Origin of the sequence: Legionella sp. 227 (assembly GCF_043161935.1) — a bacterium.
Lineage (GTDB): Bacteria > Pseudomonadota > Gammaproteobacteria > Legionellales > Legionellaceae > Legionella > Legionella sheltonii.
In genome coordinates this window covers 2,208,525-2,231,664 of record NZ_CP171154.1, presented here as the reverse complement: position 1 = coordinate 2,231,664, position 23,140 = coordinate 2,208,525, and the positions used below count along the sequence as shown (strand labels likewise).

The following is a 23,140-nucleotide window of genomic DNA, read 5'->3' as shown; positions in this document are numbered from 1 at the left end:
ATCAAGTTAAGTAATGTTTCTTCTCCCCCGAGGGATAAGCTAACTAATGCCCCCTCGCCCCACCCTCTCCCACGACTGGAGAGGAGATTTCTAATGACTGCACCAGGCTACAATTAATCACCTTTGCTCTGGATTTTTATGCCCATACATACTTTCACGGATAAAGAACACCTTTTTCTTCTTTTGGCACAAAAAGCCACGGTTCTCACCCCCAATAATCGACTCAGCGATATCATACTTCAGCATTACTTTGCTCAATGTAAGAAACAAACTGTAGATAAACCGATATGTATGCCTTTTCGAGTTGCCCTAATCAAAGCCTATGAACAACTCAACTTTAACAGTGCACATCTTGACCATCCCACCTTATTAAACAACGCTCAATGTCAGTATTTATGGCGTAGAATAATCCAAGCAGAATCTCATATTATTTACAGTGACGGTCTTCTTCAAGCGGTTATTAGTGCTTGGGAACGTTGCCAACAGTGGCAAGTTAATTTGGAAGATCCAGCCTTTCATCACACGGCACAAACGCGACAATTTCAACGCTGGTGGCAATTATTTGATACGCAATTAAAACAACAAAATTTAATTACGGAATATGAACTAATTCCCTATTTACTCCATGCAAACAGTTCTTTGTTTTCCCAAGAAGTTGTGTGGGTTTGTTTTGATGATTTTACTCCCCAACAAGTACTCTTGCAGAATAACTTAGCTCAAAAAGGTATCCTTCAATATCAATACGACTTAAAGAAAAAATCATCAAAGGTCCAAGTCCTGGCTGCTCAAGATAATAAAGAAGAATATCAACAGCTCATGGCTTGGTTGCATATAAAAATAAAAGAAGGAAAGCAAAATATCGGTGTCGTTGTACCGAACTTAGAACAAGAATTTCATTCATTACAAAGAACCCTAGCCCATCATTTTGAGACTTCAGATTTTAATATTTCCTTGGGACAGCCTTTGATTAATTTCCCTTTGGTGGCCCATGCCCTATGTTGGCTTAACTTGGATGACACGCATCTAAATCCGCATCAAGCAAACTTGCTGCTGCAATCGCCTTACCTAGGCAACTCCAAAGAAGAATTCATCGCACGCTCTGAGTATTTGCAAGAAGGAACATTACTCGCAAATCATTCGATTCCCTTAAATCATTTAATCGAAGAACTACGTGTTCAGGCCCCAAAACTTGCTGATTTATTAAACCATCTTACTCCATATCCTCAAGAGGCTACGGTACAAGAATGGATACACTTATTTCAAAAACGTCTCAATAATTTAGGCTTTCCGGGCGATTATACTCTTAACTCCGAGAGTTATCAGTGTCTTAATCGTTTTATCACGGTTTTTGATGAGCTGAGACAATTTGCTTTAATTCGTCCCATTTTCACAAAATCAGAGATACTTGAAGTAGTGCACCATCTTGTCACAAATACTATTTTTCAAGCGCAAAAAACCAATGCACCAATTCAAATTTGCGGTTTACTGGAGGCATCAGGGTGTGAGTTCGACTGTTTATGGATCACTGGTTTAACGGATCAATGTTTGCCGCAAAAGGTACATTTATCTGCTTTTATTCCGCCACAGTTACAACGTGATTTATGTATGCCCCATAGCTTACCAGCTCGTGAACTGCAGTTTGCACGCCAGATTCTGCAACGATTTCAAAATAGTGCTGATTCCATAGTATTTAGCTACGCTCAACTCCAGGCCGATACGCCCAATTTACCGTGTTCTTTAATCACTGATTTAGCTGCTTTTGGACGCTTACCAACAGCTTACCTATCAAAAACAACTCCTGATTTAATGTTTCTGGATGAGTGTTTTAATGTGCCTATACTCCCCAATGAGCGCATTCATGGAGGCACAGCAATTCTTTCGAATCAAGCCAAATGTCCCTTTAAAGCATTCGCAGAACATAGACTCCGTGCAAAAGCTTCCTTACACACAACCGATGGTTTGGACAATAAAAAAAGAGGACAAATTATTCATAAGGTAATGGAGTTGTTATGGCAAAAATTGGAAACTCAGCATAAGTTACTTGATTTAGCTCCTCACATTTTGGAACAGTACATTGAAGAAGCCATTCATACTGCTTTAGCCCCACTACAAAAACAGTTTGGGGAATTATTCTTCGATTCCATTCAAGACGTGGAATACACTCGCTTGAAACGACTGGTGCAAACGTGTCTTGAATGGGAAAAACAACGCCCCCCTTTTGCCGTCGCCGCCATAGAACAATCTTATACGATTCAATTAGCAGGTCTTGATTTTCAAGTCCGCGTCGATCGCTTGGATCAAGTAGAAGATAAAAAATGGGTTATTGATTATAAAAGCAGCCTTCCCGCCAGCAAACCATGGAATGAAGAACGGCCTAAAGAATCGCAATTATTACTTTATGCGCTATTGGATGAACAGATTAATACCTTATTACTCTTACAAGTGAAAACTGGAAGGATAAACTCAATGGGACTTAGTGAAGACAAACTCAGTATGAGTGGAATTACCCCTTTAAAAAAAGAAGAGACTTGGGCGGGGTATCGGGAAGTTTGGCAAAGACAACTCATTGACTTAGTTAAGGAATTTCAAGAAGGCTATTGTGCACCTCAACCAGCTCATCTAACCATTTGCCAACATTGTGATTTTCAAAATTTATGTCGATTTCAAGTGGAAGAATAACCTTACGTCATCCCATAGCCATCACGTTAAGGAAAAAATGCACCCAATCCCTCGCTGCGCTCGGATGACGTATAGTAGTCTAGCCACGATAATCGACACGGAAACAGTCCTTAAAAAATAAGGGCACTTAATGATGTCGAACTCAGATTAATTATGATATAAGACACTAAGACCATTCAACTCAATTGAAATGGTTAAACCATGGTTTCCCGACAATAATAATAAAGAGACGAATCATGCCCGTTAATCATAGTAAATTTGAACTACGTTTAAACACCTGTGACCAAGAATTACAAGCCCTATTTGATGATGTTCAAATTGGCGAAAAAATGCAGCAAAAAATAGACGCCGTAAAAAATTATTATAACCTTTCTTATACCAAAGCAATTTCGCCAAAAAAAGTCGAGGCGATTGTAAGCAGTTATGAAACATTTATAAAACAATTAGATCAGGTAAAAAAAGGGAATCTGCCCCCCAAAAAAGCATTAGAGACCGTGGGAAGTGGTTGTGAATCAAGAAAAATTGGTGTTTTATTTCATAATCTCGCCAAAGCATGTGAATTAATGTTCTATGCAGCAACCGCATTTTCCCTGTATGCAGGAATTTTTGGGATCGCACTTCCGGTGCTGATTGTCCAACCTGTTTTAGGGGTTGCCGTAGGAATAACCATTGTTGGAGGTATGCTTGCAGCGGCATATAAAGCATTATCATGCTTTACAGAATTTAGATCATTCAGCCGTCATGATGCTGAATATACCAATGAGTCAGGTTTAATTCGTTTCTTTAAACCAGAACAACAAACAGAAAAACTTCATCCAGTTGCATTGAATGATGATTTAGAATTTTCTTGTTGCTGATCATGTTCTAGCCTACGTACAGTACGTACCCCGGATTAACTTAGGAGAATCCGGGCTCCAAAACCTCTTCAAATATCATTCCATTGTTACAATTCTGAATCCATAGGCTCTAAGTATTAAGTCATTACAATTGCGAAATTTAAGTAGATGTTTAATAATGACAAAATCACTGGACTAGGGAGTGAACATGTCACTCAAACGAACTAAAACACGAATTCTCTGCTTTGGCTTAATCACCTGTTTACTGAGTAGTTGTTTTCATCCACCTTATAATAATTTTAAACCCGTACATCCCATGCCCAAAAGAGTGGTTACCGGGGCAGTTGTCGGAACTGCCGTAGGTGCAGCGGCAACTGGACATATAGCTGGCGCACTGGCTGGAACTGTTGTCGGTGGTACTGTGGGTGCCATTGTAGGCCTTAATAAAGCCAGTCGACGCAGCATCATTAAAGAATTAAACAAAGAAAACATTCAATACGTACAGTACGGCGATACGATGACCTTAATCGTACCTGTTGATAAATACTTTATGTTTGAAAGTCCCCGCCTTAATGAAATTTGTTATCCCGGTTTGGAAAATATTATCAGGTTATTGAAGTTTTACCCATTGAGTCCTGTTTATGTTGCGGGATTCACAGATAATGTAGGTTCAGATCACCATAAAAAATTATTGTCCCAAGCACAGGCTGAAACGATGATGACCTTTTTATGGGCTAATAATATTCCAGCTCAACTGCTTAAAGCAGAAGGTTATGGCGATAAAAATGATGTAGGTGATAATAAGTTGATTCATGGCAGCGCATTTAATCGACGCATTGAAATTCAATGGTTCAATAGTTATGGTACTAAGACTTGTGCAAACTGCCCAGCTCCAGTACCATCACCTGTAGTTTATGCAACCAAGTAAGGCAAAATTAATGCGTTCAAGATTTATCGGTGGAATTCTTTTAATCGTTGGTACTTCAATCGGCGGGGGGATGCTTGCCCTGCCTGTTGCCAATGCAGCTACTGGGTTTTGGCAATCTTCAATTGTTTTATTTCTATGCTGGGTTTTTATGACTTTAGGAGCATTTTTTATTCTTGAAGCAAATCTTTATTTACCTAGAGGCAAGCATATGGTTTCTATGGCTCAAGCCACTTTAGGTAATTATGGTTTGCTTGCTGCCTGGGTAAGCTATCTTTTTTTGCTTTATACCCTTCTGTCTGCCTATATTTCTGGCGGAGCAGATGTCTTAAATAGTCTTCTTTTTAAAATAGGTTTGCATTTGACTGATTGGCAGGCAAGTTTAGTCTTTACGCTTATTTTTGGTATGGTTGTGTATGGCGGGATTCGGTATGTGGATTATGTAAATCGAGGACTGATGTTTGGAAAGTTAGCTGTTTATTTTTTGTTAATACTCCTTATCGCCCCGCATATAGAAATGCAACATTTGCATCATGGCGATATGCGATATATCGGCAGCGCGATTATGATTTTAATTACCTCTTTTGGATTTGCCATCATTGTACCCAACCTAAGAGACTATTTTGATGATGATGTAAAAAAGCTGAAAAAAGTTATTTTTATTGGCTCGTTAATTCCTTTATTCTGTTATTTAGCTTGGGATGCTGTGATTATGGGTGCCCTTCCTTCTGAAGGAAGCCAAAACCTTGAGAGCCTAATGCATAATCCGCACACCACCAGCGCGTTGGCAAGCATGCTCTCTAATAAAGTACAAAATACAACGATTAGTGCTTTATTTAATTTCTTCACGTCCATTTGTATGCTGACTGCATTCCTGGGCGTTTCCTTGTGCTTATACAGCTTTCTTGCTGATGGATTAAAATTACGCGAGCGAGGAGGCCATGGTCTTGGGTTGTTTTTACTTACTTTTGCCCCCCCTCTCCTGATAGTAGTTTATTATCCGGGGGCTTACATCCATGCTTTAGGCTACGCAGGTATCTTTTGTATCATTCTGCTACTACTTTTACCTGCTCTAATGTGTTATTTTGGCAGGAGAAAACATCATTCTGTCTTTATAGTTCCCGGCGGCAAATGGACTCAAGTCGCTGTCGTTGCTGTTTCGGTCGGACTATTAATACACGAATTTTGGAATTTGATGTAGGTACCCCTTAAGGAAGCGCCCTCATCCGCCCTGAAGGACCCCCTCTCCCTCTTATGGGAGAAAGGTTAGGGGTGAGGGAAAATTTCGTACATCACCTCTAAATGTCAAAGGGCATGATACGATTGACTTGAAATGAATAACAAAGTATCATATTGAATTATTTTTATACTATTTTGGATTATATCTTATGATCAATTCAAAACTAATAGGCGGGATATTACTGATAGTAGGAACTTCAATAGGTGGAGGAATGCTTGCCTTGCCTGTCTCTACAGCGGAAGTGGGCTTTAGCAATTCAATTTTCTTCCTATTCTTTTGCTGGCTGATCATGACTGCAGGAGCATTACTAATGCTAGAGGTCAATTTACGTCTCCCAGCAGGCAGTAATATGATTTCAATGGCAAAATCCACCTTAGGTTTACCAGGACAAATTATTGCCTGGATTACTTATTTGTTTTTACTATACACCCTCCTCTCAGCTTATATTTCAGGAGGTAGCGACGTATTCAATAGCTTATTGCATAAAATGAATATTGATTTACCTAACAGTATCACTGCAATCCTGTTTACCCTTTTATTCAGCTTGATTGTGTATAAAGGGATACGCTCTGTAGATTATGTTAATCGTGGTTTAATGTTTGGTAAATTAGGCATTTACATTTTATTAGTCGCAATTATTAGCCCTCATGCTTCTACACTGGGTTTAACTGATGGTTCTGCACGTGCTTTTACAGGCACTTTAATGATTCTAATCACTTCATTCGGTTATGCATCAATAATACCCAGCTTACGAGACTATTTCGGGGATGATATACGAAACCTAAGACGAGTTATTCTATTAGGTTCGCTTATCCCTCTTGCTTGCTACATTGTGTGGGATGCGGTAATTATGGGTGTTGTCGCACGTGAAGGAGAAAATGGACTGCTTGCACTCATGAATTCAGACCATGCTACCAGTGGATTAACTGAGGCGTTAAGCCAAGCCGTTCAAAATCAATGGATTAGCGGATTCTTTGGCTTTTTCACTTCCATATGTATGCTCACTGCTTTTTTAGGAGTTTCATTAGGATTATTTGATTTTCTGGCAGATGGATTAAAACTGAAGAAATCGGGTAATCAAGGAAAATATATTTTAGTCTTAACTTTTCTTCCTCCACTAGCAGTAGTTTTACTCAATCCGGGGATTTATCTGCATGCATTAAGCTATGCTGGCATATGTTGTGTTATTTTATTGTTATTATTGCCTGCGATCATGGCTTGGCGAGGGCGCCGCACCTTAGTCACAACTGAAAGTCACTTGGTTCCTGGAGGTAATTCCAGTCTCGCATTAATTGGTTGCATTGCTACTGGTTTACTCATCATTGCGATCCTGTATTAAGCCAATAAAAATCGTGATGTCTGGATACTGCAGCACTGTCATTAAGAAATCCCTTTGAGCCGCAGAAGGCGTTAATTGTGGCTCATGTACCCTCCCCATCTTACCTTCGCATTTCTTAAGAGGAAGAAGTTTTTTTTCAAGTTATCTCATACGGGCTATAATTTAAATGAATAATCTGTTCAATATTAACACAAGGAGGTTATTATGTTATATTGGGCCCTCATATTTTTTATTATTGCAATCATTGCTGCAGCATTTGGATTTGGTGGAATTGCAGTGGCAGCTGCAGGAATTGCAAAAATTTTATTCTTCTTATTTCTTGTTATCTTTGTCGTATTTCTGGTAATGGGGCTACTTGCTCGACGCCCACCACCACCCCCATTATAAAATAAGATAACAAACAAGTAATGAGATTTACCATCATCCCGATTGCAACGAGGGAGCTTCCCTCGTTCATCGCAACATCGTAGGATTATCTATTCAGTGGATCTACTTGTATTGATATAGATTTGAGCACAAAATGCGCGAACATGATGTGAATGAAACCGGGCTTTCATCAGGATGTAAGGCTTCCCAAGCGCCCTCTTCGCACAAGAGACGCCAAATAGCTGTTCAGTACATGGAACGTAAACAAGGTACCCAAGAGCTTTCTCGGAATAACAAAGAGTTTTATTTCATTGCTTCTAAATTAATCAAATAATTTAATTTGCATTGCTTGAGAGGAACTTTGCCAAGCTCTTTTCATGACTTCTGTATTAAAAGAAATTCCAAAATCACCATTTCGATTCAGGGCAATGACTCCCATTTCGCCATTTAACTGCTTATTGCGTTCATGTATCACATGATCGCATGCCTCTTGTAAAGGCATATCAAACTCCATCATCATAGAAATCGTATGAGCAACCACGCCCCGAATTAAATATTCACCTTCCCCTGTTCCAGATACCGCACAGGTTGCATTATTGGCATAACATCCAGCGCCAATCACGCAACTGTCACCAATTCTCCCTGGAAGGCAATTGCTGATTCCACCTGTTGAAGTCGCTGCTGCAAGGTTTCCTTGTAAATCTAAAGCCACAGCACCCACGGTTCCTTTCATTTTTTTGTTCTGAATTTCGTCCATGGTTTCTATTTTATTGAGATTTTGATACGTCTCATACTGATTTGGGGTTATAAAATAAGATTCATCTTCAAGTTCTAGACCATATTTTTTTGCAATTTCTAAAGCGCCATATCCTGAAAGAAAGACATGTCTTGTTTTCTCCATCACCAACCTTGCCAAACGAATTGGATTTTTTACGGTGCGAACCATAGACACAGCACCAGCTTGCAAATCTTGGCCACTCATAATCGAAGCATCCATTTCCACTTCACCTCGAGAATTTAATGCAGAACCTTTTCCTGCATTAAATAATGGATTATCCTCAAGGATTCCAACTGCCTCTTGCACTGCATCTAAAGCCGATCCACCTTTATCAAGTACTAAATAACCCATTTCGACCGCTTTAGCCAAACCCAGTTTAAATTCCTTTTGATGTTCTTGTAAAAAGGAATAGTTTTCACTAGCACCACCATGTACTGCGATTGCAATTTTATTCATCACGTTATTCCATCATTTAGATTGTCTATTGCCAGGGATTGCAGGGTTCGCTAGAGTTCTATCAGCAATTGAAAATTGACAGCCCTTTACCAAAAGGTGAACAATTAAATTTTCAACGAATACGGGCTCCCCCTCTTCAACATCCGTGATATTCGTTTGATCAATATTCCTGCCGTCAATAATAACTACCATACCTGAGCCATAACACTCTGCCTCAGATCCATTTCGAATGACCAGAGCAGTATCCTCGCCTAAACCAATACCCAATTGTTCTGGATTCATAATAATTGCGTGTGCAAGACGACTAAATCGTCCTCTTTTGATGAAATGAGTATCAATAATACACGACAGTAAAATTCCTAATCCGGAGGAAGTTAACAAGTTTCGATACCTTAAAGCTTCTGATAAACCGCCGCCAGTAATCATCACTGTACCCATAACCATAGCTCCAGCGCTGGTTCCAGCAATGATAAAATCACTATCTTTCAAATAGCGCTCTTTAATAATATCAACAATAGGAGTGCCCCCTAATATTGTTGATAAACGAAATTGATCTCCTCCTGTAAAAAAAATAGCGCCAGCATCTGCTGCTCTTTTTAAATATTCGTTAGTGCGCGCTTCGCTTCTTTTTTTTATAGGAAGAAATCCTATGTTGTTGTAGCCCATATTATGAAAAACTTTTTGATAAATTTTTTTTACTTCATTCTGAATTTCCGAACCTGTTGTAATAACTTCTATTTTCTTATTCGATGGAGGCAATAATTCACTCAGGATTTCATAGCGAGTAAATTCTCTTTTTTGCTCCGAAATATCCATTGGTTCATCGTGACCCTTATCCTCGGCACCACCGATAATCAATAACTTAGCTTTGGGTGTCATTATAAACCTCATTCACCATCATCAATTGTTTTTCCCTTTTCTTGAGAAAATTAGTTGTTTCAAATACATCTTCAACGGCACAAAAGATAAAAGTATTGGGTTCTGCTATCCCCATCATATGTTCAATCGCCTCAATCTCATCTGAGATAATATTGATAGACGGTTTACAATCAGAACGAAGAATTCCGGAAACCAGAAGACGGTTCATTTCATGATGAGTTCGCCCTCGCCCATCCTTATCATGACGAATAACAATTTCATCAAACATAGAGGCAGCAAGATAGCCCAACTTTTCTATGTCCTCATCACGTCGATCGCCTACTACGCCTATAATTCCGATTTTTTTATCACAATGAATCGAATCAAGATAATTTTTTAGCTCACAAAATGCACCTTCGTTATGCGCATAATCGACCATAATTTGGCAATGAGGAAATTGAAAAAGATTCATTCTGCCTGGAAGATTTTCAACTGTGGGATAGAAAACTTGGAGTGCTTCTTTTATTTTCTCTAAGGAGAAATGACTAATCACTCCAGCTAATGTTGCCGCTAAGATATTTTGGATCATGCTGGTTGCAGTACCTTGAAAACTGAGCGGAATTGATTTTATATCGGCCAGAACTATTCGTTCAGACCCTCTTTGAACGACAATATTCCCTTGATCAAGAAAAGCAGCTAATCCACCTAAGCTGCAATGTTTTCTTACCCGCGGACTATCAAACATACTAAACAAAGCAATATTGCAATCTAAATCATTTCTTAAATTATAAGTTAGAGAGTCATCTGCATTTAAAATGCTATATCCGGTTTTTTTGGTGCTGCGCGCAACAACTGCTTTGACCTGGGCCATGTCCTCAAGCGTATGAATATCATTTAACCCCAGATGATCCCCAGTAATATTCGTTATCACACTAATATCGCATGCATCAAATCCTAAGCCTGAACGCAGAATACCACCCCGAGCACATTCTAATACTGCATAATCGACCTCAGGATCATACAAAACAGCTTGTGCACTGGCAGGGCCGCTGCAATCGCCGCTGTAAATTAATTTATTATTGATATAAATACCTTCTGTAGTTGTATAACCCGTATGATGATTTGCAAAACGTGCAAGATGGGCAATCAACCTAACCACAGTTGTTTTTCCATTAGTACCAGTAACGGCGACTATTGGAATTCTTGAAGTTAAATTTTCTGGATAAAGCATTTTTAAAATTGGTTCAGCTACATTACGAGGCGTACCTTCATTGGGCGATAGATGCATTCTTAATCCTGGCCCAGCATTTACCTCAATAATAGCTCCATGGTTCTCATTCAGGGGGCAACTAATGTCTTTTGAAATCACATCAATTCCACAAATATCCAAATTCACAAGTCTTGCTACACGTTCTGTAAGAGAGATATTAAAAGGATGAACTGCATCTGTGACGTCTTTCGCTGTCCCACCAGAACTTAAATTTGCCGTTTCTTTTAAATTTAAGATATGCCCTTTGGGTAAAATACTCTCCAAGGTCAGATTATTGTGTCTTAAAATAGAGAAAGTGGATTCATCTACTTTGATCTTAGTCAGTATCTTTTCATGGGATTCACCTCGGTTGGGATCCTCATTTGCCTGCTTAATTAATTGATTAATTGTACGTTCTCCATCCCCTACAATTTGGGCTGGAGTACGTTTAGCCACCGCAACCACTTTATAGTTAACGACTAAAAATCGATAGTCATTCCCGGGTATGGAACGCTCTATAATCAATTCATTGGAAATTTTTTTTGCGAGCTCATAACCAAATCTTGCTTTATTAAGATCAGTGATATTCGTCGTTACTCCTTTTCCATGATTGGCATTAAGTGGCTTAATCACTAAGGGGAATCCTAACTGTTCCACCGCAGTTTTCAGTTCTTCCTCAGAAGTAATAATTAATCCTGTTGGTGTTGGAATAAAATTTGAATTAAGAATACTCTTGGTCAGCTCTTTATTAGAAGCGATATCAACACCAATTGAACTTGTTTTCGAAGACACGGAGGCCCATATTTTTTTTTGATTTCGACCGTATCCTAAAGTAATTAAAGAACTGTGCTCATGGCGTTTCCAAGGAATATTTCTCTTTTTTGCTTCATCCACTAGAGCCTGAGTGCTTGGGCCCAAACCCTGTTTCTTAAAAATCTCTTTTAAATGATTGATTGCTTCATCAAGAGGATATTTGTTGCCTTCAGCTATGGAATGTATAAAATCGACAGCTGTCTTTCCTGCATACAAACCAGCCTCTTCAATCTGATAGGCAAAGATAACATGATAGACTCCATAGTCCTTAGTTCCATAAGTTCTACCAAAACCACAATCCATCCCTGCGAGATACTGCAACTCCAAAGCCACATGTTCAATCACATGACCTAACCAAGTGCCTTCTTCTATTCGTTTTAAAAATCCACCTTCGATGCCTAAAGAACAACGATGACTCTGTAAACTGGGTAACTCCTGAATCAACCTCTCTTTGAATCCAGCTAAATGGCTTGTAGGAAGCTCCTCATATTTTCCTATATCGAGCTTGATGACAATGAGTTCCTTTCTGAAATTTGACCAATAATTAGGCCCATTCAAGACTTGGGTTTTTAAAATGTTCATTCGCATTCCTTGGCATAAAATGAATTACTAAAAACTCCTTTTAGCATAGGAAGAATTATTAAATTCTTCAAACTTAAATTAAAAAATAACTCACTCATGAGTCATGGTGAACTATGGATAATACTTAATTATTTAAAAAAAAAGGATTTTTTAAGGAAAGTTACCTGTATTCCTTGTCAGGGAACACAGGTAGTTTGATTATTTTTTAACATTGCACGTGATTTGTGTGCAGTCTCGACAATGCTTTTGTGCAAAAGCAAATGATTTGGCAGCAGAAGCAGCCTTTTCTGACATTATTTTATCCGCATCTTGATCTGCTCTTTTTTCACTTGAACTTGCATTAGTTGTACAAACCCAATTTGATCCCATTGATGTCTTACTATTAGCATTTGAACTGGAGCTCATATTGCTATTAGAAGAACCACTTGGATTTGAACTCATGGAATCATCATGAGCAAATGAGGTTGCAGAAATCAAAACGAAACCGCTGAATAATATACTTGATAAAATATTCATAATTTTTTACCTCCTGTATAAAATCCGGTTATTGTCGTTTTAAATTCAGGTGCTGAAAAATTTGGCCAATGATTTTTATCAAAGCCAGGAGCATCTTTCAAATGTTGCTTTTCGACATTGAGAATAAAGCAATCATCTTTATTATCATACAAAAAAAGATTCCAGGGCACCGCAAAATATTTATTTCCGAATCCCAGAAAACCACCAAAATCTAATACTAGGTAGTTTACTTTTCCGGATTGTTTATCGATAACAACTTCCGCAATCTCACCTAGACTTTCATGTGCTGGATTCATAACCTTGGAACCTGTAAGCTCTCCAGATTTAACAATTCCTCTGTTTTCCATAATTAAACTCCCTTTATTAAACACAAATACCTTTTAATTAATGATGTATTTTTCTTTGGAAATCATGCACTGCTTTTTTAGCTTGTTCTTCTGTGTAGCCATAATACTTTTGGAGTTTTCCAAAAATTTCTTGTTGATTCCCTTCTATTTGTTTGAGGTCATCGTCTGTGAGTTTTCCCCAAAATTGCTTCATTTCACCTTTGATTTCCATCCATTTGCCTTGAAATATATTTCGATTCATTATTTTCTCCCTAAAATTATAAACCTATATAGAATTTTTATAGGCTAATAAATCCTAGACAATAATTTTTAAAAATGCAAAAAAATTGAACTGAATATCCAAAAAACTGGCAAAATCATGAGGGCATGTGAGGTAATTACCTTGGAGTGATCCGATTTTTTTATATTGTAATTTCCATTACGGTAACAGGATGTCCTTTAAAACGGTCTGTATCTATGATTTTCCATCCTAAGGATTGGTAGTAATTGGGTATCGTGCGATCAAAAGCAAAAAGATAAAGTATTTCATACCCCATTCTTTTGGCTTGTTCTTTAGTTACGTCCACAAGTCTTTTGCCAAGTCCTTGGTTTTGATATTCGGGAGCTACAGTTAAAGAACCTAGCCAGGGCATCAAATCAGGACGAATTCCATCATTTTCACGTAAACTACACATCCCGATCGGTTTTTCTTTATCGAAAGCGACAAACGTGAGAGGCATCGTATCGTGGTTTGCATGGTTACGAAAACGTTGTTCTACAACTTCAAGCGGCACATCAGGTAACCAAATTTTTCCAAGACCTTCTTGCCACATGCGGGCAAGTTCAGGAATCGCATTAAGGTTATTTTTCAATAGATCAATTTTAATATCCATGCCGTATTCAAGCCTTTAGAACAAGATTTACCCCATTTTATATTTCATCTGCAGCAGAATGTAAACAACACCACTTCAAATAAGAATTTATTTGCATTATTTTATCTATTTATCTAAAAATCATCATTTATTTTGCTAAAATATTTCCTTTAAAAACAAGTAATTAAATAGAGTTGTACATAATGAAAAAATGGTTAAACAGTTTATTGATACCTCGCGCACGTTTGAATCCCTACCAATTAGCAGGATGGACACCTCATCGGGTTGCTGAATCAGGTCTTGGTTGTAAGCTTTTTGCCGATGTCATGATTCCGATGCCCGATGGTGTACATATTTCTGCCGATGTATATGTACCTAAAAAATTGGGGAGATATCCAGTCATTCTCCAATTTTCTGCCTATAATCGCGATTTGCATACCACAGGACTTCCAACTGGAAATAATGAAATTGGCTCCCCCGCTGTAATTACTGATAGGGGCTATGTGCAGGTAATTGTCACTGCGAGAGCTATTGGACGTTCTGAAGGTGAATTTCAATCTTGGCAAAATGAGCAAGAAACACAAGATCATTATCATTGTATCGAATGGGCAGCACAGCAATCTTGGTCAAATGGGGATGTCTGTTTATTTGGCACTTCATACTACGGTATGAATCAAGCCAGCGTGGCGGTACTTAACCCGCCTTCCTTACGTGCTTTTTTTGCTAATGAAATTTGTACTGATTTTTACAGACATGTCTTCCATTATGGGGGTGTTTCTAATGCTGATTTTTTAAATTTATGGGTGGGAGCTAATTTTAATCCGCCTACAGTCCGTCGTTACCTGGCGCCATGGAAAAGAGCTTTACTCAGCTATGCTATAAGTTATCCTTGGTTATGGAAAAAGCTCATAAAGCCCAAGTTAGATAAAATTACTAGTGGATTTAAAAAAAATCAGGTAATTCCTGAGGCACTCCGCTGGTACATTCATCTGATGGTGGATAGTAATTCAAGAGAAGCGACTCAAATTGCCCAAGGACCGTTTCAAAAATTAAATCAAATTCATGTTCCTTTTGTTGTCGTGCAAAATCTAGGCAATATCGCATTACATCAATTTGGCTGTTATGACCTTTTTGAACATGCCGGTACCTCGCCAAATAAAAAATGGATGATTCTTGGTCCGGCTGAATATGAGTTACCCGTTTATTCCTGGCAATTAGAGGCTCTTGCTTTTTTTGATCATATTGTCAAAGGGGTTGATAATGGTTATGCCAGTTTGCCTCCCGTACGATATTGGGTTGAAGGGAAAAATCAGTTTGAATCAGCTACAAATTTCCCTAGTCCAAAGACCAAGGTATATAAGCTTTTTCTTCAAAAGAAATCCAAGCAGTCAGAGCCTAGGGTATTACAACATCAAATACCCGATGAAAGACATGATTCCTGGATCTCTATACCTCCAGGAATTGAAGTATTACCTGGAATAGAGCAATTCGAAAAACAAAAACTGGCGTATGAATTACTTTTTCAGCAAGAAACAACAATTGCTGGCCCAATTACCCTCCAGCTTCAATACAGTTGCAATGAAATTGACTCCTATGTAATCGCCAGATTAGGGAAAATCGACAGTGAGGGAATCTATCATCCTTTATCTATGGGACACCTTCGACCGGCTACACGTACCATAGACCAAACCAGTGGTTCTCGCTGTGAATTAGCAATTAATACCTCTATAGTAACTCCTCTTGAACCTAATATTCCTGTGTTATTGCGCTTTAGTATGACGCCCGTGGCTGCATCCTATAAAAAGGGGGAACGTTTAGTTTTAGAAATTGCCAGTCGCAGTGATCAACTGTATGTCAGCATGAAAGAAGGTTTTATTGTTCCATATACCGCTGTCCCACCTTATTTCGGTCGTAACACAATTCACTATGGAGCAGATTCATTTATAGAACTCCACTGCACGCAAGAAATGCAAACGGATTAACAAGAGGAACCAAGGGATTGGCAACAGGATTCCCTGGTTCCATTTCATTTCACACCAAAGGCAATCCATCCATACTCATCTATACTAAAAATAGTTGTTCGTGAGCAAAATAAGGAATAATAATGAGCATTCATTCTGGTAGCGGTCGTGGCGATTTCCATACTCTTTATCGAGGACAATCTGTAGATGACCTGATTATTGAGTACATGGAAGAAAATCATATTCCTGGAATGTCGCTGGCAATTGTTCAAGCGCCCTATATCACCCGAGTAGTCGGTTATGGATTTGCTGATACAGAAAAAAAACTTTTGGTTTCGACACGCACACTCTTCCACGTAGGGCAATTAACCCATGCCTATACCGCAGTAGCGATAATGCAGCTACACGAAGAAGGAAAACTGCAGTTAGATGACTCTGTTTCGGATTATTTAACCCCACTCCCGCAGACATGGCAAAAAATTACCATCCGACAATTATTAACTCACAGTTCAGGAATACCCGATTATACAAAATGTGATAATTTTTCGTTCCACAAAGACTATAAACCCGAGGACATTTTTAGATTATTTAAGAATCCAAACTTAGATTTTCCTTCAGGTACCCAAATGCAAGTCAGTGCCACAAATTATTACTTATTGGGTCTTCTTATTGAAACAATAAGTGGCATGAGCTATGAGAACTATGTAACAAAAAATCAAATTAATCGAGTGGGTTTAAAACGAACTTTTTTTGTCAAAAATAAATCGTCGATTGATAATGAATTGCACAAAGACACCCTACCCTTTAAACACAGCGATTTTTTGCATAATCCCAGCTATATAGACCCCATAGAAGTGGCTCAAGGTTATAATGCCGAGCATGAAGCAGTCCCGGACATCTCTTGGACAACTACTTTTTCACACAGCGGTGTTATTGCCTCTGCGGAGGATATTAGCCTATGGGATATCGGCCTGGCGGGTACTATTTTAGTCAAAGAAAAGGAGAACAGAGATTTTCTTTATCAATGCATTACCTTGGATAATAAAACAATCATTCCTGGGAATGCGGGATGGCTATTCCCTGGACATCCGGGATTAATGGAAATCAAAGGAAATATTCCAGGATTTTCAGCATTCTTAAGTCGTTTTACCGCAGCAAACGAACTCTTATGTGTCACTCTGTTGGCCAACAAAGAAAATTTGACTGATTTAGATATACTCGCCCGCAAAATCGCTGCAGCATTTGACATGAAGCTAGGCGCTCCTGAGGGCTCAGGATCACAAACACTACAAAGCCCTTATCCTGTCTCAAAAACCATAGAACGTATAGTTAATATAATTACTCAACAAGGTGGAAAAATATTTGCTCATATTGATCACAGTAGTGAAGCGCAAAAGGTGAATCAAAAACTACTTCCAACTGAGGTTCTTATCATCGGCAATCCTGCTAAAGGAACTCCATTAATGCAAGAAAATGCAGCAGTCGCACTTGATTTACCATTGCGAATAATGGCCACAGAAGACAACAGTGGCCAGGTATGGTTAAGTTTCACCGATCCGATTCAATTGGGTAAGGAATATCATTTACACAATAAAGAATTAAAACAAATCGCAACCGCTTTGCGCATGCTTTGTGAGAAAGCGGTATCGGCACAAAGTATCATTTAAGATTAGTACATGATTCGATTTAGCCTGGGTGAAGCGAAGCATACCCAGGTTTATTTCTACGGCACTCTTTTACGAAACCCCTGCTGCCGGGAAAAATTTTATCTCGCAGCCGAGATCCATAGCGATTCAGGCTAAAGAACAAAATTAAATACAATCAAAAGAAGCAACAAATTAAAAGAATGAATTAATCTTTACTTAGCCTAGGCACGACCTTGCTTTTCCAGACTCGTTCACAGGCAAACATCCCTTCTCGTAAATGAGTGTCAATGCCCAGGCTACACAGTACCAACTTCAAGCTGGACTAAACTTTTTCTTCGATTTGATAATCCTGAATTAATGCAGGATTTTCTGGTGATAAAGTAAAACTCACTTTAAGATTTGCTTTTTCACCTTTAAGAATAAAATATCCTCGTAATTGATTTTCTGGAATTACCCTACCAACCTTTAGAATTTTTCCTGCCTTCTTAAAAAGTTCTTGGGTTTTATTCTGCAACGAGGCAATGGATGAATCCAAAAAGAAATTCGCTGCAAATACGCCACTGGCTTTTGCATCCTTCCACGTAGGCAGTAATTTCACCAATGCTTTTTGTCGCTCATTCAATATTCGTGAGGGCGGTAACTCTCTTGGTTTAAGATGCGCCTCATTAATAAGCTTATTAACGACTTGAACATTAATGGTCTCTGCAGAAGCGTAGGTCACGTTGGTTAATAAAACCACGCCCATACCATATTCGGGCAATAGGAGCCAATTACTTCCAAAACCTGGTAATCCACCGCTATGTCCCACTGCTACCTTAGCATTACAGTCCCTTGACCATCTTAATCCATAGCCATAAGCACTTATTGTTGGGCATGCTCTGCCATATACTTCATCTTTTGAATCTACTGCATAAAATCGCCAAGGTTGATGCATTTCACGTATAGAACTTCGTTTTATTGGTCCTGTTTCTGCATCGTCTCGCGCAGGCCAGGCGGCCTGATGCAGCGTAACGTAATGGCTAAACGATTCGATGGAAGCAATCATCCCCCCCATGGAAGCATAACTACCATCATGTAAGACGGGCTCTTCCTGCCAATATCCATTCATCCACTGATAACCATGTGCTAATTGATTGGGTGGAACCTGAGCAAATTCCCAAGCCACCTGTTTCATATTCAGAGGCTGCCAAATATTTGCCGCAATATATTCTTGATAAGGAACTCCTGATGCCTTTTTAACAATCAACCCTAGGAGGGCAAATCCCAAATTACTGTATTCAAATGATGTCCCAGGGACATTGGATAGTGAAATTCCTTGCTTCACCAAAGCGATGAGTTCTTCATCAGTATTATTCAGATGTCTATCCCCCCAGGGATTATCTTCCGGGAATCCTGCAGAATGAGTTAATAAATCACGAATTGTAATCTCTGGTGCGTCTTGAGTTAATTTTTGATCCTTTAATTCAGGAATATAAAGAGATGCAGGATCATCTAACTTTAATTTACCCTCATCACGAAGTTTTAAAATTGCCATGGCGGTGAAACTTTTAGTCATCGATGCAATACGAAACATCGATTGAGGGGTAGCAGGAATTTGTTTTGCAATATTCGTGTAACCACCACTTCCTGTATGGACCAAACGACCGTCTAAAATAATCCCGTAAGCATAACCAGGGACATGATTTTCTTCTGCATACTTCTGATACATCTTATCAATGACTGGGAATGTTGCCTGAATTGCTGCTAGTCGATTATTCTGAGTAAAAACGGGTGGAAGATAGGAGTTGTTTTCACTGTGTGCAACGAGGGGGAATAGCGTAGCGAGAACAAAAATTTTTCTTGCGATAAAATGATGCATCATGGAACCTAATTAATCCGTTAAGAAAAGCGAAGTGTATATAATATTTGTTGACTGAAATAGACTTAAAATGAAAAATAAGATCTGCAAATAGCGACCATGCTACTGGGATAATCGAATGAAATTCTCAACATTATTAAGAATGATGCGCTTTTGGCCACCTTTTTGGGGCGCTGGGATCAGTGTAAAAAACTTTCATCCTGATGGTACTCATATTGTTGTTCAGTTAAAAATGCGCTTTTGGAATAAAAATTATGTAGGTACGCATTATGGTGGTTCTATCTACTCCATGACCGATCCATTTTATATGTTGATGCTCATGCATTTATTAGGAAAAGGATACATTGTTTGGGATAAATCAGCCTCTATACGCTATAAAATACCTGCTAAGGGAACTATTTATGCACGATTTGAATTATCCCGAGAACAGGTCGAAAAAATTCGACTTGAAGTGAACGAAAGGAAAAAAATTGAGTCAGAATTTATTGTTCCTATAACCGACAAAGAAGGAAAAGTCGTTGCTGAAGTAAAAAAGATTCTCTCGATTATCAAAAAATAAATAGTTATTTTATGAAATAGTCATTGTTTAAAAGGAAATAACATGCCAATTGATTCTTTTTCAGAAGAAGAACAGACCCCCCTCTTAAAAATCTATAACGAGACCCAAACGGAGAAAAATAAAATTCCTGGGTTATTACGCAATTACCACTCTGGCTGGCCCCTTTTGCAAGTAAGCCTCTTAAGTATCACTAAAGATACGACCGACCCTATAAATTATATCCCTGTATTAGGAGGGGGAAATTGTCATTTTTTTTATATTGGTGCATTTAATTTTGCAAGCCTTTTAACAAAAATCCCGGGAAGAATAGAAATAAGTATCCCTTTTCCCCCAAACCCCAAAAGAGAATTCGTTAAAGCGGATAATATCCATTCATTTTTAAGATCCTACAGCATTTACCACAAAAAATGGGGAATTAAAATTTCCAGTAATTCAGGGTTTTACGGTAAAAATTTAAATGTTGTGCTTCCGGAGGGAAATGCAAACCAATTTCGCGATGCATTGACTCATAGCTTTTCATTCGCATTAAAAAAAGGGGCTTCGCTCAAAGCGATTGACGGATGGACTGATTCCGAATATACACAAAAAGAAATTGAAGAAGCAATTAACCCTGGGGTTGCTGTTTTTCACAATGGTCAAATTTTTATTGATTTAGGAATGTTATTAGAACAAAAAGTAAAAGATGCAGAAGTAATCGCATTATTTAAAAATCTATTCAAAATTGAACCTTTTTTGGAGCTCCGACATCAATACCCGGAATTCAAACCTAATACGCTCAAAGCGGTAGAAGTAATTCAGGAGGCCCCTGCAAAAACACCTGAACTCAGCAAGTTCAAAACAACCTCCTTCTTCCAGGAAGAAAAAAAAGAACCCTCCCTGATTGATGGCCAAGCCTTTCGTGTGTCTTGTCAGAGATAAAAACGAAGGTGTTCATAGAAAACTCATGGGGTGGAAATCAAACATCAACTTCCAAAGGTAAAAGTGTATACTTTGAGGCCAGGCTCATTCGCAATAATCTGTAGATATCCGCTGGTGAATTTCTTTTGGGAGACTAGCTCATATAGGGCGTATTTATCGATTATAATACTTTTTTCTTGAAGTTTTTTACCGGACTGTCCATCAGTCAAAATGACTCTAACCTTAATAGGTTTTGCAGAACTATTTCCCATAACGGCATAGACTTTGCGTGCATTAAATTGTATTTTAATCGCTGAATTGACGTCTTCTGCGAGAAGATACTCTGCATTGACTTGCCATAATCCCTCTAAGCCCCATGCATTAGTCGATAATTTATCAGCAAAATGATATTGAGCCGTCTTATCGTTAATAAGTTCTGGACTGTAATTAGAGTCAGCCTTCGCATATCCTAAATAGGTTTCTGGTGTTTGGGTGAGAGTGAAAGAGGCGTTTTGCAAAGATTTTAAGGTGCTTAAGTCCTTAATCCCCAATAAAAAGCGAATATTGTTCTCCATAACATCGTAATCACCTTCACCGAAACGTCTGTAAACCACTTCGCCTTTTTTATTAATTAAATAATGTGCAGGCCAATAATGATTCTGATAGTTGCGCCAGGTAACGAACTGACTATCAAGTGCTACAGGATATAAAATCCCATATCGACTCACTGCCGCTTTGACGTTATCCAGATTTTTTTCGAAATCAAATTCTGGGGTGTGAATTCCAATAATAACTAATCCTTTATCATGATAGCGAGTATACCAGTCTTTAATATAGGGTAACGTGCGCAAACAGTTAATACACGAATAAGTCCAGAAATCGATTAAAACGACTTTTCCATGCAAATCGACTAAACGTAATGGAGGTGAATTAATCCAAGCATCAATACCTTGTATCGGTGGTGCCGGATAAGGAAACCATAAACCATTAATGAGTGAGTTCGATGTTTTAATTCCTGTTTGAGGCGTAACGGAAGTAGAAACAACCTCTCCTTCAAAGTAGATCATATAAACAACACTGGCAATAATCACCCCACCTAAAAATTTACGGAAAAAGGTGGCGCGTTTTTTCAAAAAGTCGAACGTATTTATTAATTTTTTCCCATATAGGGAAATAATAAACATAGGAATAGCAGCTCCTAGGGCAAAAGCCATTAAAGTAAAGAAACTGAAAAGGGTTGTTTTTTGTAATGCGGTTTGTACGATAATTGCAGCCAAAATCGGTCCTGCGCAAGGAGTCCAAATAATAGCAATAATTCCCCCCAATAAAAGGCCATTCCAAAAACCTCCTTCCGATTTATTGGCTGCTGAAAAAAAATTGCCTATGCGGGTAAACCCTTGAGTTAGTTTGCCAAATTGCTCGGTTAAATAATTGGAGATCATAGTGACCCCTAAAAGAAGCAAAATGGCATAACCGATATGACGCACTAAATTAAAATCAATATCTAAGTAATGGACCAATTGATGTGAAAAAAATACAAAGAAAGAAAAAAACAAAGTAAAACCAACAATGATTCCAATAGGTCTTTTTTTGGATCCACTAAGTGAGCTGGCTAAAAAAATAGGTAAAATGGGTAGAATACAAGGAGAAATAATAAGGCCAAATCCTTCGATAAATCCCAAAATAATATTAAGAAAATTTGCTTCCATTTTTATTTCCAGACATCAATACTCTCTGTCATTAATTTAGAAATTTTCTCTTCTCCCTCCTCATCCTGAGCATTAGTGAGGGATCTCCCATCATAATACTGTAGCTAGAATGCGGAGATCCCTCGCTAGTGCTCGGGATGGTGGAGCTGGAACAAGGTTAGAGTGAGGGGAAAATTTATCGCATGTCTTCCTGATGAACTATGTACTTATAAACGTACATGTGCCCCACTTTCTTGTAACCGTTTTGCAACAACTAATTGAATATTGTCTCTGGCTCGCGCAGGAAAGTATTGATAAACGGCTAAAAAATCTCGAGCGTTAATCGTAAGAAATTGACAAGCAGTTATTGTACTAATGCGCGCTGTTCTGCGAATATTGCGTAAAATAGCAATTTCCCCGAACACATCGCCTGGACCTAAAGTATTAATACGCTTCCAACCCATAGATTGTGTTTTTATGGAAACTTGCACGCTGCCTCGAATAATAATATAAAGCATATCACCTATTTCACCCTGCTCTATAACGATTTCTTCAGGCCTATAGTTTGCAATAACACATTTGTCAGCTAGCATTTTTTGTTCAATAAGACCAATACCCGTAAAAATAGTCGCGCGAGAAAGTATGGGAATTATATCTGCTTGAGGTAGATTATGACCCAGTTCCATAGTACTTTCT

Annotated in this window: 21 protein-coding genes; 11 read left to right on the top strand and 10 right to left on the bottom strand. The window is 38.5% G+C overall.

Going from position 1 to position 23,140, the window contains the following annotated elements; all coding sequences use genetic code 11:
• The first annotated feature begins 138 nt into the window (after window positions 1–138).
• The 7 genes from ACF8MK_RS09620 to ACF8MK_RS09590 all read left to right on the top strand — a co-directional run bounded on the left by ACF8MK_RS09620 (window position 139) and on the right by ACF8MK_RS09590 (window position 7,719).
• Window positions 139–2,679 (top strand): PD-(D/E)XK nuclease family protein, encoded by a 2,541-nt coding sequence (locus ACF8MK_RS09620; RefSeq protein ID WP_392536461.1) that lies wholly within the window; start codon window positions 139–141, stop codon window positions 2,677–2,679.
• A 236-nt stretch (window positions 2,680–2,915) separates the two neighbouring features.
• Window positions 2,916–3,536 carry a DUF5638 domain-containing protein gene (locus ACF8MK_RS09615; RefSeq protein ID WP_392536460.1) on the top strand — a complete coding sequence of 207 codons (621 nt, stop codon included), beginning with the start codon at window positions 2,916–2,918 and terminating at the stop codon, window positions 3,534–3,536.
• A gap of 187 nt (window positions 3,537–3,723) precedes the next feature.
• The gene (cmpA, locus tag ACF8MK_RS09610; RefSeq protein WP_392536459.1) at window positions 3,724–4,443 is read left to right on the top strand and encodes a C-OmpA-like family protein CmpA; all 720 of its coding nucleotides are present in this window, start codon (window positions 3,724–3,726) and stop codon (window positions 4,441–4,443) included.
• Between the two features lie 10 nt (window positions 4,444–4,453).
• A complete protein-coding gene (locus ACF8MK_RS09605; RefSeq protein ID WP_392536458.1) occupies window positions 4,454–5,641 on the top strand; it encodes an amino acid permease in 1,188 nt (395 codons plus the stop codon).
• A 187-nt stretch (window positions 5,642–5,828) separates the two neighbouring features.
• Window positions 5,829–7,019: an amino acid permease gene (locus tag ACF8MK_RS09600; protein WP_265704537.1), complete on the top strand. Its 1,191-nt coding sequence runs from the start codon at window positions 5,829–5,831 to the stop codon at window positions 7,017–7,019.
• A 204-nt stretch (window positions 7,020–7,223) separates the two neighbouring features.
• Window positions 7,224–7,406, top strand: coding sequence for a DUF1328 family protein (locus tag ACF8MK_RS09595; RefSeq protein WP_265704536.1), 183 nt, complete (start codon window positions 7,224–7,226; stop codon window positions 7,404–7,406).
• Window positions 7,407–7,539: 133 nt separating this feature from the next.
• Window positions 7,540–7,719 (top strand): hypothetical protein, encoded by a 180-nt coding sequence (locus ACF8MK_RS09590; RefSeq protein ID WP_392536457.1) that lies wholly within the window; start codon window positions 7,540–7,542, stop codon window positions 7,717–7,719.
• Here ACF8MK_RS09590 and ACF8MK_RS09585 read toward each other — a convergent pair.
• The 7 genes from ACF8MK_RS09585 to ACF8MK_RS09555 form a co-directional block, all read right to left on the bottom strand.
• Window positions 7,708–8,619, bottom strand: a complete 912-nt coding sequence (locus ACF8MK_RS09585; protein WP_392536456.1) for an isoaspartyl peptidase/L-asparaginase family protein — start codon at window positions 8,617–8,619, stop codon at window positions 7,708–7,710. The two genes, ACF8MK_RS09590 and ACF8MK_RS09585, sit on opposite strands and share 12 nt — an antisense overlap.
• A gap of 12 nt (window positions 8,620–8,631) precedes the next feature.
• Window positions 8,632–9,498, bottom strand: coding sequence for a cyanophycinase (locus ACF8MK_RS09580; RefSeq protein WP_392536455.1), 867 nt, complete (start codon window positions 9,496–9,498; stop codon window positions 8,632–8,634).
• Window positions 9,482–12,121 (bottom strand): cyanophycin synthetase, encoded by a 2,640-nt coding sequence (gene cphA, locus ACF8MK_RS09575; protein WP_392536454.1) that lies wholly within the window; start codon window positions 12,119–12,121, stop codon window positions 9,482–9,484. Before cphA ends, ACF8MK_RS09580 begins: the two co-directional genes overlap by 17 nt.
• A 198-nt stretch (window positions 12,122–12,319) precedes the next feature.
• Window positions 12,320–12,637: a hypothetical protein gene (locus ACF8MK_RS09570; protein ID WP_392536453.1), complete on the bottom strand. Its 318-nt coding sequence runs from the start codon at window positions 12,635–12,637 to the stop codon at window positions 12,320–12,322.
• A complete protein-coding gene (locus tag ACF8MK_RS09565; protein WP_265704531.1) occupies window positions 12,634–12,984 on the bottom strand; it encodes a PRC-barrel domain-containing protein in 351 nt (116 codons plus the stop codon). The genes ACF8MK_RS09570 and ACF8MK_RS09565 overlap by 4 nt, the downstream gene beginning before the upstream one ends.
• A gap of 37 nt (window positions 12,985–13,021) precedes the next feature.
• The gene (locus ACF8MK_RS09560; RefSeq protein WP_028379838.1) at window positions 13,022–13,225 is read right to left on the bottom strand and encodes a CsbD family protein; all 204 of its coding nucleotides are present in this window, start codon (window positions 13,223–13,225) and stop codon (window positions 13,022–13,024) included.
• A 160-nt stretch (window positions 13,226–13,385) separates the two neighbouring features.
• The gene (locus ACF8MK_RS09555; protein WP_392536452.1) at window positions 13,386–13,856 is read right to left on the bottom strand and encodes a GNAT family N-acetyltransferase; all 471 of its coding nucleotides are present in this window, start codon (window positions 13,854–13,856) and stop codon (window positions 13,386–13,388) included.
• Between the two features lie 182 nt (window positions 13,857–14,038).
• Between ACF8MK_RS09555 and ACF8MK_RS09550 the strand changes: the two genes are divergently transcribed.
• Both ACF8MK_RS09550 and ACF8MK_RS09545 read left to right on the top strand, forming a co-directional pair.
• Window positions 14,039–15,817, top strand: coding sequence for a CocE/NonD family hydrolase (locus tag ACF8MK_RS09550; RefSeq protein WP_392536451.1), 1,779 nt, complete (start codon window positions 14,039–14,041; stop codon window positions 15,815–15,817).
• 122 nt (window positions 15,818–15,939) lie between these two features.
• Window positions 15,940–17,463, top strand: a complete 1,524-nt coding sequence (locus ACF8MK_RS09545; RefSeq protein WP_392536450.1) for a serine hydrolase — start codon at window positions 15,940–15,942, stop codon at window positions 17,461–17,463.
• Window positions 17,464–17,764: 301 nt separating this feature from the next.
• Here ACF8MK_RS09545 and ACF8MK_RS09540 read toward each other — a convergent pair whose 3' ends face one another.
• On the bottom strand, window positions 17,765–19,303 hold the full coding sequence (locus ACF8MK_RS09540; RefSeq protein WP_392536449.1) for a serine hydrolase domain-containing protein: 1,539 nt from the start codon (window positions 19,301–19,303) through the stop codon (window positions 17,765–17,767).
• Between the two features lie 115 nt (window positions 19,304–19,418).
• On the opposite strand from ACF8MK_RS09540, the gene ACF8MK_RS09535 reads away from it, so the two are divergent.
• Window positions 19,419–19,859, top strand: a complete 441-nt coding sequence (locus ACF8MK_RS09535; protein ID WP_392536448.1) for a DUF4442 domain-containing protein — start codon at window positions 19,419–19,421, stop codon at window positions 19,857–19,859.
• Window positions 19,860–19,901: 42 nt separating this feature from the next.
• Window positions 19,902–20,777 (top strand): hypothetical protein, encoded by an 876-nt coding sequence (locus tag ACF8MK_RS09530; RefSeq protein WP_392536447.1) that lies wholly within the window; start codon window positions 19,902–19,904, stop codon window positions 20,775–20,777.
• Between the two features lie 44 nt (window positions 20,778–20,821).
• On the opposite strand, the gene ACF8MK_RS09525 is transcribed toward ACF8MK_RS09530, so the two are convergent.
• A complete protein-coding gene (locus ACF8MK_RS09525; RefSeq protein WP_392536446.1) occupies window positions 20,822–22,465 on the bottom strand; it encodes a cytochrome c biogenesis protein DipZ in 1,644 nt (547 codons plus the stop codon).
• A 206-nt stretch (window positions 22,466–22,671) separates the two neighbouring features.
• Window positions 22,672–23,130, bottom strand: a complete 459-nt coding sequence (locus ACF8MK_RS09520) for a cyclic nucleotide-binding domain-containing protein (protein ID WP_265704522.1) — start codon at window positions 23,128–23,130, stop codon at window positions 22,672–22,674.
• Window positions 23,131–23,140: the final 10 nt, after the last annotated feature.